This window comes from Myxococcota bacterium (assembly GCA_040387835.1).
Lineage (GTDB): Bacteria > Myxococcota > UBA727 > UBA727 > JABDBI01 > JAZKCZ01.
The window spans coordinates 32,388-45,086 of record JAZKCZ010000003.1 but is presented as its reverse complement, the minus strand read 5'-3'; the positions used below and the strand labels follow the sequence as shown (position 1 = coordinate 45,086).

Sequence of the window (12,699 nt, the reverse complement as noted above, 5' to 3'; positions counted from 1 at the left end):
CCTCTTAGCAGGACTCAATCAAACTTTTCTCGAGGCGAGACAAAACTGTCTGGATGCTAATGTCTGTTTCACGCATCTCGTCGATCTTTCGAAGCGATGACAACACGGTGGTGTGATCACGCCCGCCGAAAATGCGGCCGATTTCTGGCATGCTAAATGCCATCATGTTACGGCACAAAGCCATGGCAATTTGTCTAGCCAATGAGACTTGGCGCTGACGAGACTGACCTTTGAGCTCAATGGGCTTGAGATCGTAATAAGCCGCCACATGCTCACAGATTTTTTCGGAGCTTAAAGCACCCGCACTGCGTCTGAACACAGGAGATAGGTATTCTTTGGTAGCGGCCAAAGAGATCTCAGACTTGGTTACCGAAAGAAACGCTGACAAGCGCAGCAAAGCGCCTTCAAGTTCACGAACCGAAGTGGTCACTTGAGCGGCCAAGTAATGCGCGACATCATGAGGCAATTTAATGCCGCAAGACTCAGCCTTTTTATGCAAAATGGCGATGCGTGTTTCGATTTCAGGCGGCCTGATATCAGCAATAAGGCCCCAAGATAGGCGCGTCTGCAGCCTTTCTTCTAAGCCTTCGATTTCATGTGGATACTTGTCCGACGTGACCACAATTTGCTTATGGGCCTGATGAAGGCTGTTGAAAGTATGGAAGAATTCATCCTGGCTTGCGTCTTTACCTGCCAAAAACTGAATGTCATCGATTAATAAAATATCGCAATCAGTTCTGAACTTCTTTCTAAAAGCATCAAAGCGCTTTTCCCTGATCGCCATGATATATGCATTGACCCATTGTTCAGCGGTCATGTACAAAATCTTGGTGTTAGGGTTTTTGCTCAGCGCATAAAGGCCGATGGCTTGAATTAAATGGGTTTTACCAATGCCCACCGGTCCGAACAAAAACAGAGGGCTATATTGAGCGCCAGGCTGTTCTGCGACTGCATGACAGGCGGCAAAGCCCATGTTGTTGGACGGGCCTGGCACGAACGCATCAAAAGTGTGGGTTGGGTTTAAGCTAACCGATTCAAAAACCATCGGCGCTTGAGCATGCTCTGAAGCCGTTAAAGCTGCTTTCAGAGGGCTGATGGAGTTAGACATTGTTGGAGAAAGAGATGGTAGGGAGTCAAAGGATGGCGGACGTAGAGTCTTTTGCTCATCCTTGCCTTCGATCACTTTAATATCTAAAGGCCGGCCATAAACACGGCAAACGGTTTCTTGTAATTCAGTTAAATAATGGTTCTGTACCCAATCCCGATGGAATGAAGATGGGGCAGCGACGGTTAAAGTATTTTGATCCAATGAAACAAACGACAAAGGCTCAAAAAAGCCCTGCCATACAAATAGACTTAGGCGACGTTTAAGCGACTGCAACGTTTCGCCAAATAGATCTATCGGTTGGGTTTCAAATTCTCGGATCGCTACCATAAGTCTCATTGGGTGTATCAACAGCCAGACGGATTAGGCAAGCATGGATTTCGAAGATCCAGACAAGCCCCTAAAAAAACTAACGAAAAAAGAATATTTTGCGATTTTTGCCCGGAGGGTCTTGTGGATCGCGGATCGCTATTGATCTGTGAAGTCTATTTATTCCCATTACGCGATCAGTTTAAAAGCTAATTCTAATGCCTGGTATGCATTCAGTCTAGGATCGCAAAGCGTTTCATAAAACCCACTTTCTAGGTGTTTTTCTTCGATTTCCTGATCGCCACCAACGCACTCCACGACGTTTCCACCAGTCATTTCAAAATGTACACCGCCGGCATACGTTCCTTCATTTTGATGGATCGCGATGAAGTGCTGTGCTTCCGTTAAAACATGCTGAAAATTGCGCGTTTTATAACCGTTAGAAGCGGTCAAAGTATTGCCATGCATGGGATCACAGCACCAGATCACGTTTTTGCCTTCAGCGCTCACCCGCTGGATTAGCTTAGGCAGTGCATCTTGTATTTTTTGATGCCCAAATCGGGTGATCAGGGTTAGGCGTCCCAATTCGTTTTTGGGGTTTAAGATATCGATCAACTTGATCAGATCATTTTCGGGCAACTGAGAACTTACTTTAAGTCCGATGGGATTTGAGATGCCTCTTAAAAACTCAATGTGTGCGCTGTCGAGTTGCCGCGTGCGCTCTCCAACCCACAACATGTGAGCCGAGCAGTCATACCAATTGCCTGCTTCTGAATCGGTGTCTTGCCGGGTGAGGGCCTCTTCATAAGGTAATAGTAAAGCTTCGTGTGAGGTGTAAAACTCGATCTCTCGAATTTGACTGTAGTTTTGGCCGTTAATGCCCAGGGCGTTCATGAAGCTCATGGATTCTTGAACTTTGTTGGTAACGCTCTCATAGCTTTCGCCTTGAGCGCTTTGTTGAACGAAGTCTAAATTCCACGCGTGAACTTTTTCGAGATTGGCAAATCCGCCCTGTGCGAATGCGCGCAGCAAATTGAGGCTCGCGGCGGAGTGGAAGTAAGCGCGTTCCATGCGGGCTGGATCTGGCGTTCGTGAACTTTCGGTGAAGGCGAATCCGTTAATAATATCGCCGCGATAAGATGGCAGGGTAAGCCCATCACGCGATTCCATGTCACTCGATCTGGGCTTGGCAAATTGGCCCGCAGTTCTCCCGAGCTTGACCACGTGCTTTTTCAGAGAGAAAGTTAAGATCACGGCCATTTGCAAAAGGATGCGAAAATTATCACTGAGTGTTTTGGTGTTGAGATCGGCAAAACTCTCGGCGCAGTCTCCACCGTGGAGCAAAAATGCCTCACCAATGGCGACTTTAGCCATGCGCGCCTTCAGGCGCTGTGCTTCGCCTGCAAATACCAAGGGTGGGTATACCGACAACCGTTTTTCGATTTCGGCCAGCTTGATTAGATCTGGATAGGTAGGCATCTGGGAAATGCGCTTGCTTCTCCAACTATTGGGTGTCCAGTTCATAAGCATAGGTCTCTGAGCGTGTCGTAAAACTGTGGATAGGAGATATTGACGCACTCAGGATGGTCGATTTGAGTGTTCCCCTGGGCAACGAGGCCCGCGATGTGAAATGCCATAGCGATGCGGTGGTCGTCATGGGATTGTATCAGTGCCCCTTTTAATTTTTGAGGGCCTCTAATTTTAAAGCCATCGGAAAATACGTCGATTTGCGCGCCCATGCTTTTTAGATTTTGCGCGATGGCTTCCAGGCGGTCGCTTTCTTTCACGCGCAGTTCGCTGGCGCCTCGGATTTCGCTAATGCCATTTGCCTGAGAGCAAACGACGGCTAAAATGGGTATCTCGTCTATTAAGGCCGGGATGGCTTGTTCGTGCAAGTGAATCGATTGCAGCTGTGAGTAAGATGCTGTGATGGTGCCGCTTGGTTCAGGTCCTTCATTTGTGGGGACGATTTTGATTTGCGCGCCCATTGAGCGCAGGGCGCCTATAAAGCCTAAACGGGTTGGATTGAGCGAGACGTTTTTGAGCTCGATGTTTGAGCCTGGCACCAAGCAAGCTGCTGCTATCAGAAAGGCTGCTGTTGATGGATCGCCCGGAACGTCGATGTTGCAACCCGAAAGTTCTTGGCCGCCTTCAATGGAAATCACCTGCTCGTCAGTCACCCCAATGGTAACGCCAAACAATTGCAGCATGCGTTCTGTATGATCGCGACTTTGCGTTAGACCGCTGAGTCTGGTGGTTCCGCGGCAAAATAGCGCCGCCAGCATAATGGCCGATTTCACCTGCGCGCTGGCGATTTCTAGCCGGTAGTCGATGGCATGCAAAGACGCCGGATGTATCTGTACCGGGGCATGATTGCTTTCAGTTAAAGATATATGACCGCCCATTTGTTTAAGCGGAATCGCCACTCGATTCATCGGTCTTTTGGATAAAGATCTGTCCCCAATGAGGATGCTGCTGAAATTTTGAGCGGCTAAAATACCCATGAATAGACGCATGGTGGTGCCGGAGTTGCCGCAGTTGATGGCTTTGCTGGGCGATTTCAGTCCGCCGAGGCCTTGACCATGAACGATGACTTCTTCGCCATTATCTTCAATGGAAACGCCCATCGCTTTAAGGCCGTTTAAGGTTGAATGCACATCTTCACTACGCAAAAGGCCACGGATTTTGGTTTGACCTTTGGCAAGGGCGCCAAAAATGAGTGCTCGGTGGGAGATAGACTTATCGCCAGGAATGACTGGACTGCCTTGGAGCACGTTCATTTCTTGCCTAATATCACAAATCGCGTTTGATTGTTGCCTTGATCGGCAATGTCGCTCTTTAGGATTTGTAGGCCAAAGATGTTTGCTGCCTCGCTGCTGGCGATGGCGGCTTGCTGTGGATCAGCGTCCGTTTTAATTTTCTCAGCAGCCATGGCTGTGTCTGTGTATCTTTGCGCCAGGTTATCCCCAAGCGAATCGATAAAGCCGGCACACTGCATGAGCGCTTGCGGGTGGGAGTAGATGCGCCGGATTTGATCGATTTTTGCGCCGGGAATGCCCAGCAGGCAATGTGAGATCGGTTGCTGAATTTCGCCTAAGACGGCTAGGTTCATTTCTGGCAGCAAATCGAGCACTTCATGAATTGAGCCCGTGATGGAGTTTTCTACGGGCACCACCGCAAAGTCAGCTCTGTTTTTTTGCACGGACAGGAGCGTCTCCAAAAACGTTTCGCATCCCAGCAGCTGCAAATGTGCTTGGTCTTTGAAATAACGTTTTGCGGCGATGCTGCTGTAGGCGCCAGTAGTTCCTTGATAGGCAACCAGACATCGCACACCTGTGTGCTGGGCGGCGAGAGAATGTTCGAAAATGATTTTGTAGATTGCATGAACCATGGCATGCGATAGGCCTTTTTGAACGCCCTGGTTGGTTAGCGCATCGAGTTGCTGATGTTCACGCTGCAGATCTTGCAGATTTTTATGGACCAGCTGTTTGATATGGCCCACTTCTTTGACCAGCGTCAAACGCTCCGCCAATAGATCGATAATTTGTGAATCGATTTCGTCGATTTTATGGCGAACGTGGTCTAACTTTTCCATTGGAACAACCTTGGTGCATAAGATGTTTTTTTCTTGTGAAACAATATGCTCTGGTCAGAAAAATTGCTACTGGTGGGATGGCGGAAGTTTTTCTGGCACATAATGCGCAGAAAAAAGCCGTCGTTATTAAGCGTATCTTGCCGCATTTGGCATCAGATTTAGAATACGTTAAAATGTTCCAGAACGAATTTGGTATTTTGTCTAAATTAAGACACCCGCATATCGTTAGGGTGATGGAAGTGCACCATGATTATGCGGTGATGGAGTACCTGGAAGGACAAGATTGGCGTTCCATTTCGCAATATCCGATTTCCCAAAAAGTGTTAATCGCGCTGTTTGTGAAGGCTTTGGAAGTGCTGGCGTATGTTCATGATTTGGGGATTATTCACCGGGACATTTCGCCCCAGAACTGGATGTTGACGCTGGGTGGCGATGTGAAGCTTTTGGATTTTGGTATTTCAAAAATGGAGAACCAGACCAACCATACGGCCACCGGGGTGTTGAAAGGCAAGTACGGGTACATGTCGCCTGAGCAGGCGGCGGGTGAGAAGATATCGTGCCTAAGCGACATTTTTTCCATGGGCGTTATCTTGTTTGAGTTTTGCACGCAGAGCAGGCTGTTTAAGCGCTCCAATGATTTGCTGACGTTGAAATCGATTTTGGCGTGCGAGGTTGAGGTACCGGCGCATATTCCTGCGGCCTTGGGCGATATTTTAAAACAGGCGCTGGCCAAAGATCAGGACAGACGCTTTCAAAGTTGTGAGGAATTTAGAACGGCGCTTTTGGATTATGGCCGGGAGAATCGGCTGATTGCTTCTCAGATGGAAGTGGTGGATTTTGTAAACAGGCTACCGAGGCTGAATAACCGGGTTTTATTTGAAGCGACTCAGGCGAGTCTTCCGCAAAAGAACCTGTATTTCATGGGCGTGCTAGCTTTAGCTTTTGGGCTTTTGGGCATGGGTTGGTAGCATTTACCCTGCGCTTTTATTGTTCGGCGGGTGTTTAGCCGGCGCTTATGCAGGCTTTTTGTCGTCTGTTGCAGCTTTTTATTTCTTGGCGCTTTGTTTGGTGTTTGCTTTTGCCTGTTTATGGGTGCCGATTAAATTGCTGCGGGCTATATTGGTATTTGCTTGCGCGTTTTCGCTTTCTGCCGCGCTGGCGAGGCATCATTTGGATGGATTTTTGGAGCGCCAGGCGCGTATTCCTGACGGCAATGCCGCGCTTGAAGGCGTGGTTGAGGAAGTCACGCCGACTATTTTTTCCGGCAAAAAGTTAATGCTGCGCGCCGATCAGGGGTTTCGGCTCAAGGTCTCGCTGAAAGATGGCGCAGCGATGGTGGGCGTTTTGGCCGGGGATCGGGTTCGCGTTCATGGCGAAGTGAAATACTTGCAACATGCCATGATGCCGGGGGATTTTGACAGTTATTGGCTGGGGCTTGCGCGGGGCTTTGATGGGCGGCTTTCTGTACATAACCCGTTTCGGATTCGGGTTTTAAAAGCGGGCGCTGAAAAGTTTTTTTGGGCAGATGTCCGCCAGAGCTTGAGGGAGCGCTTGTTTGTTTCTTTAAGCCCTCGAGAGGCCGGCGTTTTACTCGCCTTGATGATTGGAGATACCGATTTTTTTGAGGACGAGCAAAAGCAGATTTATCAGCTGGTGGGGGCTGGGCATTTGTTGGCAGTTAGCGGCTTGCAAGTGAGTTGTCTCTCGTTTTTGTTTTTTTACTTTTTTAGGCTGATACTACTGTTGATACCGTGGGTGGGCAGACTTTCTCGGGCGCGCATTCCGGCGGTGATTCTGACGCTGGTGGCTATTTGGATGTTTACCGGGCTGACGGGTGCTTCTGCTTCGGCGGTGCGGGCGGCGTTGATGAGTTCGGTGGCGCTGGTCGGACTGCTCCTGCGAAGAGACGCTTCCATCTTGGAGACTTTTGGCATTGCGGGGTTTGTGACTGTGTTGCTGGCGCCGCAGTCTGTGTTTGATCCAAGCTTTTTGCTGTCGTACTTGGCGATTTTTGGGTTGTTGCTTTCGGGTCCGCTGACAGCTGGGGTGATGACGCTGCCTCTCAGCGCTTATTATTTTGGTGCGGTCGCGTTGGGCGGGCTTTTGGCTAACTTGATTCTGGTGCCCATTGCGGTTTTTTTGCAGACGCCAGCGATTTTTTTAGCGGTGATTGGCATGCTTAAGCCTGCGGCGAGTCTTGCGGGGGCACTCGAAGCACTTTGTGAAGCCTTGGGCGATTATGTTGGCGGGCTTGTAGGGTTGACGCCCCCCACTGCTTTTCAGGCGACCGGGCTTATTTTTGCCATAGCGCTTTTGGTGAAGAGATATTGGAAGCTTGGGCTGGTGGCGTGTTTGTTGGTGTTGGTCCCCTCTGTTTTGGCAAGACAGGAAGGGGTTTTGATCACCGTCTTACCTGTGGGGCAGGGGGATGCAAGCTATTTTGAATTTCCAGATGGCCGAAATATGGTCATCGACGGCGGTCCGCGCGAAACGTATCTGTATAATTTTTTGAGGCGAAAGGGCGTTCGGAAGTTGGACGTTCTCGCTTTGTCGCATCCGGATGCTGATCACATTGTCGGGTTATTCGAAGTGGTCAAAAATTTGGAAGTTGGCGAGATTTGGCATAGCGGTTTTGATGCAAGGCACCCGTTGATGGCGCGGCTGCTCGATTTGGCACGTGTCCGAGGATGCAAAGTAAGAGCAGTAAATGATTTGCATGGCGAGCATCACTTCGGGCAGGCAGTGGTGACGGTTTTATATCCGGCACCGTCTATGATTTCTGAGAGCACTAATAATAATAGTATGGTGCTCAAGGTGGCTTTCGGTGCAACCAGTGCGCTTTGGCCAGGCGATTTGGAGAGCATTGCAGAGCAGCGGGCGGATCCAACTTGGCAAGCAGACGTATTAAAAGCACCGCATCATGGCTCTAAGAGCTCGTCTTCGGAACATCTCGTTCAGCAAGTCAGACCACGGCATGTGATCTTTTGTACGCAGGCTCAAAATCAGTTTGGCTTTCCCCATGAGAGTGTCAAAAAGCGTTGGGAGCTTGCCAGCGCGAAGACTTGGGATACCGGATCTCAGGGCCAGCTCCAGATTTCTTTGACGGGTTCGGCTGTAATTGTGCAGCCTTATCTGTTATGAGAAGAGCGTGAAATTTATCTTCGCCTCCTTGGCTCTATTTGTTGGTTTTACCAGCAGTTTGCATGCTGCTGAAGACAGTTTTTCGAAGCTAAAACTGAACGCGGAGGTAGGTCTAGGATACAGCACAAATCCTTACTCGCTCACGAAGTTTCAAATCGCTGACAGAGCAGTCGCGGACATGTTTGCTAGGGTTAGGCCCGAAATTCAAATATCGGCGCATGGTCGCAAGCTTCAAATTGGTCTCGATGCCTATTCGGACATGGGGCTCATGTTTGGGCTTAATGCGAATCCAGGCTTTTTGATTTTCCAGGGAAACGCGAAGGGCACGTCAGTTTATAATCAAGGCGGGGTGGTATCGTTTTTTACTAACGGTGGCCTTACCGCTTCTAGAAATTTAGGCGAGCTCTTCGTTGGTAATTTGACCAACTTAACCGGTAAGGGCGTGCTAGGCACAACCTATCGGCCCGGTGCGGGTAAGTTGGGTATTACGTTGCAGGGTGAGTACCTGGTGCAAGGCTACCCTGGTTTGATTTATGAAAAAACGTCAAGCGTGCCTCGGTCTTTGAATAATCAGTCTTATTATCTGTCATCCAGGCTGGCTTGGCAGTTCTTACCGAAGACGGCGGCTTTTGCGGATATTCGTTACGGTTATTTTGAAAGCGTTGATTCGAACGATGAGCTGATCACTTTGAATCCTTTATGGGCAGGCGCGGGAGTGACCGGCCGGATTACTAACAAGTTGGTGACAACGCTTTCAGCGCAATATTCGCGAATTTTCATGAAAGATTTCGCTCAAGGACTTCCGGATACGTCGTTTCCCATGGGTGCAAAGCTAACACTGGATTGGAATTACGACACCAATGCTACTATCAATTTTGCACTGGCTCGGGATATGGCACCGACGCCGATCTTTTTGGATCAATTTAGCAACTCGCTCAAGATTAAATGGAAGCAATCTTTTAATGGCCGATGGATTTTGGGGCTCGATGGCCAAGTTGGGTTCTTGGAATACGGCAAACCGTACACCACTTTTTCGGTCACCAAGTTTCGTATCAGAGAAGATTATAAAAATCGCAGAGATCTATTCACTGGTGTGGCGCTGCATTTTAGCTATTCATTTTCAGATTGGCTTGCGGCCGGCATTTCGGCGGACGCTTTTTGGCGTTGGACCAATGCCAATGTATCCCAAATCCTAACCCCTGCCGGGTGGGTAGCCGCAGATGATGGTAGCCAGTTAAACGACCTTTTTACGCGCTATGAGGCCAATGTGTTCGTTCGATTGACCTATTAAATCTCAAATAAAGTTGCAAATAATACGGGTCTATTTTAATTTATTACTGTGCTTAGACCGTATTGGAGTGGCGAAATAAGACTATCTTTAGTCTCCCTGCCGGTGAACGTTTATCCAGCGTTAAACCGATCTAAGCAAATTGCTTTTCATGAAATTCACAAACCTACCGGCCAGCGTGTTCACCATCAAAACGTGGTCGATGGTGAACCGGTTGATAAAGAAGACATTGTCAAAGGCTATGAAGTTTCTAAGGGCGAGTATGTCCTGATTGAACCAAGTGAAATCAAAGAACTCAAGATCCCGTCGGGTCAAACGTTGGAAATTACCCAGTTCGTCGAAATGGACGCCATTGACGCCATGTATTTCGAAACGCCCTATTTTGTCGCCCCAGATGGCAAGCGCGGTCATGATGCCTTTGCCGTCATTCGCGAGGCTTTAAAAGCATGCGAGAAAATAGGCATTGGGCAGCTGGCCATCGCTGGCAGAGAGAGGCTTTGCGCCATCAAGCCCTACGAAAACGGCCTTATTTTGGAAACGCTGCGTTATGAAGATGAAATCAAAGACATCGCACCTTATTTCGCTGATATTAAAGCGAGCAAGATAGACAAAGAACAGCTCGATTTGGCCAAAGAGCTGATTAAGCGTAAGACCTCACCGTTTAAGCCGGAAAAATTCCACGACCATTATCGTGAAGCTTTGCAAGAACTGATAGACTCGAAAGTGGAGCATCGTCCCTTGAAAAAAGTGGCCGATGAAAAGCCCATGGGCAAGGTGATTAATCTGATGGACGCTTTAAGAAAGAGCCTAAAAGAAAAGGCCGCCGCGCCGAAAAAAAAGGCTGCCCATGGCTAAGCTCGCCAGCTTAACCCAATACAAAAAAAAGCGTGATTTCACCAAAACGCCTGAGCCCAAAGGCGCTGTCAAAAAGAAAAGCGGCAATCGCTACCTGATCCAAAAGCACGCCGCGTCTCATCTGCATTACGATTTTCGATTAGAGCTCGATGGCGTTTTGAAAAGCTGGGCAGTTACCCGCGGCCCAAGCCTAGATCCTGCGGACAAACGCTTGGCCGTTGAGGTGGAAGACCATCCTTTAGATTACGGCTCTTTCGAAGGCACCATTCCCAAAGGCCAATACGGCGGCGGCACCGTCATGCTTTGGGACGAAGGCACTTGGGAGCCCGTGGGTGACCCGCGTGCGGGCCTTAAAGCTGGCAAGCTTGTGCTTATCATCCATGGGACGCGTCTGAAGGGCGAGTGGACCTTGGTCCGCATGCGCCCGAGCGCAAAAGATAAAGGCACGAAAAACAACTGGCTGCTTATCAAACACAAAGACGAGTATGTGAAAGCTGGCGATGGCGATAAATTGCTGACAAAGCACGTCACCAGCGTTGTCACCGACCGGACCATGGATGAAATTGCTGCAGGCGGCTCAAAAAAAAAGTCTAAAATGCCGGCTTTTAAGCCGCCGCAGTTGGCCACTCTAAGCGACACCATGCCAGAGGGCAAAAACTGGATTCGTGAAATCAAGTTCGATGGCTATCGCGGCATTGCATACGTAAACGGTGGTAAAGCCACTATTTACACCCGCACCGGTCTGGATTGGACCCATAAGTTTAAATCTATTGCCACCACGCTTGAGAAGTTGCCCATCGAAAATGCCATCCTAGACGGCGAAATCGTGGTCGCGGACAAACAAGGCGTTAGCTGCTTTAAACTCCTCCAAAACGCTTTGAGTGAAAATCAAGACAGCAATCTGCAATATTACGCTTTCGATTTGCTCTATCTAGGTGGCCAAGACTTAAGCAAAATGCCTCTGCTAGAGCGCAAAGAACTGCTTGAGACATTGCTGAAAGCCAAAGTTGTCAAAAATCGCATTTTGTACAGCGAGCATTTTGCTGCAAATGGCTCAGCCATGCTGGAAGAGGTCACCAAGCTAGGCCTGGAAGGCGTTGTCTCGAAACGGGCCGATCTACCCTATGCCAGCGGCCGCGGCACCGCTTGGATGAAAACCAAAGGTCATCATCGCCAGGAGTTTGTCATTGGCGGCTTTACCCCGCCTAAGCATCAAGAGCGCGGGTTTGGTTCTCTTTTGCTTGGCTATTACGAAAAAACCAAGCTGATTTACGCCGGCAAAGTGGGCACCGGTTTTGATCATAAAACAGCATCTGCGCTTAGAATAAAGCTCGATGCTTTAAAAATCAAAACCATGCCGTTTGAAGAGGTTTCTACCGCAGAAAAAAGAGGCGCGCAGTGGGTGAGTCCCAAGCTCGCTTGCGAAGTGGAGTTTGCTGAATGGACGGAAGATCAAAGGCTGCGCCATCCGTCCTTTATCGCCTTGCGGGAGGATAAACCGAGCGTAGCCATTCAGCGGGATATCAAGATTTCGCATCCCGAACGTGTGATTTACCCAGGCACCAGCATCACCAAGCAACAGCTGGCTGAATACTATGAAGCGGTAGCGCCACGGCTATTGCCACACGTTGCCTTAAGACCCTTGTCAATGGTTCGCTGTCCTGAGGGTATTGGCTCAGAGTGTTTTTTTCAAAGGCACGTGGGGCTTGGAAAATCCCCGCATCTTTACGAAGTGCCGGTGGATATCAAGGGTCATCAGGACAGCTACATGATGATCAAAGATGTAAGCGGCCTGATTTCGCTGGTGCAGTGGGGCGTGATTGAACTGCATCCTTGGGGGTGTTTAGCCAAAAATCCAAGTTTGCCAGATCGGGTCATCTTCGATTTAGATCCAGACCCTTCGGTTCCATGGAAGCTGGTGGTCGAAGGGGCTAAAGAAGTTCGCGCTCGTTTGACAGAGCTTGGTCTGGAAAGCTTCGTGAAGACAACCGGCGGTAAAGGTCTGCATATTGTTGTGCCTTTGACGCCTAGCCTGACTTGGCCAGTGGTCAAAGGCTTTGCCAAAGCGCTGGCGGACTCAATGCAGAGCGATGAGCCACGGCGTTATATATCCAAAGCCAATAAACAAGCTCGTGCTGGCAAAATCTTTGTAGATTATCTGCGAAATGATTTAACTTCCACCGCGGTCGCTGCCTATTCGGTGAGGGCGCGCGAGGGGGCATCTGTATCAATGCCCTTGACCTGGGCGCAGCTAAAAGCATCGTTGCTGCCCACAAGTTTTAACATTGAAACTGTGCCGGCCAAAATCGACAAGAGTGACCCTTGGGAAGAATTTTTCAAGATTCGCCAAAAGATATCCGCTGCTCACTTGCGTGCTTTAGAACTAATTTAGTGTCTTTGATCGAC

9 protein-coding genes are annotated in these 12,699 nt (G+C 49.1%); 5 read left to right on the top strand and 4 right to left on the bottom strand.

The genetic code is table 11. The annotated features are described in order from the left end of the window. Positions 1–4: 4 nt before the first annotated feature. The 4 genes from dnaA to V4534_07485 all read right to left on the bottom strand — a co-directional run bounded on the left by dnaA (position 5) and on the right by V4534_07485 (position 5,009). Positions 5–1,444, bottom strand: coding sequence for a chromosomal replication initiator protein DnaA (gene dnaA / locus V4534_07500; GenBank protein ID MES2504705.1), 1,440 nt, complete (start codon positions 1,442–1,444; stop codon positions 5–7). Between the two features lie 159 nt (positions 1,445–1,603). After that, complete coding sequence (locus tag V4534_07495) at positions 1,604–2,944, bottom strand: 3-deoxy-7-phosphoheptulonate synthase class II (GenBank protein MES2504704.1); 1,341 nt, start codon at positions 2,942–2,944, stop codon at positions 1,604–1,606. After that, entirely contained in the window at positions 2,935–4,194 is a 1,260-nt protein-coding gene (aroA, locus tag V4534_07490) for a 3-phosphoshikimate 1-carboxyvinyltransferase (GenBank protein MES2504703.1), read from the bottom strand. Before aroA ends, V4534_07495 begins: the two co-directional genes overlap by 10 nt. Then, positions 4,191–5,009, bottom strand: a complete 819-nt coding sequence (locus V4534_07485) for a prephenate dehydratase domain-containing protein (GenBank protein MES2504702.1) — start codon at positions 5,007–5,009, stop codon at positions 4,191–4,193. Before V4534_07485 ends, aroA begins: the two co-directional genes overlap by 4 nt. 35 nt (positions 5,010–5,044) lie before the next feature. On the opposite strand from V4534_07485, the gene V4534_07480 reads away from it, so the two are divergent. The 5 genes from V4534_07480 to ligD are packed head-to-tail and all read left to right on the top strand — an operon-like array spanning position 5,045 to position 12,685. Next, complete coding sequence (locus V4534_07480; GenBank protein MES2504701.1) at positions 5,045–5,977, top strand: serine/threonine-protein kinase; 933 nt, start codon at positions 5,045–5,047, stop codon at positions 5,975–5,977. Continuing rightward, the gene (locus V4534_07475; GenBank protein MES2504700.1) at positions 5,952–8,150 is read left to right on the top strand and encodes a ComEC/Rec2 family competence protein; all 2,199 of its coding nucleotides are present in this window, start codon (positions 5,952–5,954) and stop codon (positions 8,148–8,150) included. The genes V4534_07480 and V4534_07475 overlap by 26 nt, the downstream gene beginning before the upstream one ends. Positions 8,151–8,157: 7 nt before the next feature. Then, a complete protein-coding gene (locus tag V4534_07470) occupies positions 8,158–9,441 on the top strand; it encodes a hypothetical protein (protein ID MES2504699.1) in 1,284 nt (427 codons plus the stop codon). A 48-nt stretch (positions 9,442–9,489) separates the two neighbouring features. Further along, complete coding sequence (locus V4534_07465) at positions 9,490–10,293, top strand: Ku protein (protein MES2504698.1); 804 nt, start codon at positions 9,490–9,492, stop codon at positions 10,291–10,293. Next, positions 10,286–12,685 carry a DNA ligase D gene (gene ligD / locus V4534_07460; GenBank protein MES2504697.1) on the top strand — a complete coding sequence of 800 codons (2,400 nt, stop codon included), beginning with the start codon at positions 10,286–10,288 and terminating at the stop codon, positions 12,683–12,685. Before V4534_07465 ends, ligD begins: the two co-directional genes overlap by 8 nt. Positions 12,686–12,699: the final 14 nt, after the last annotated feature.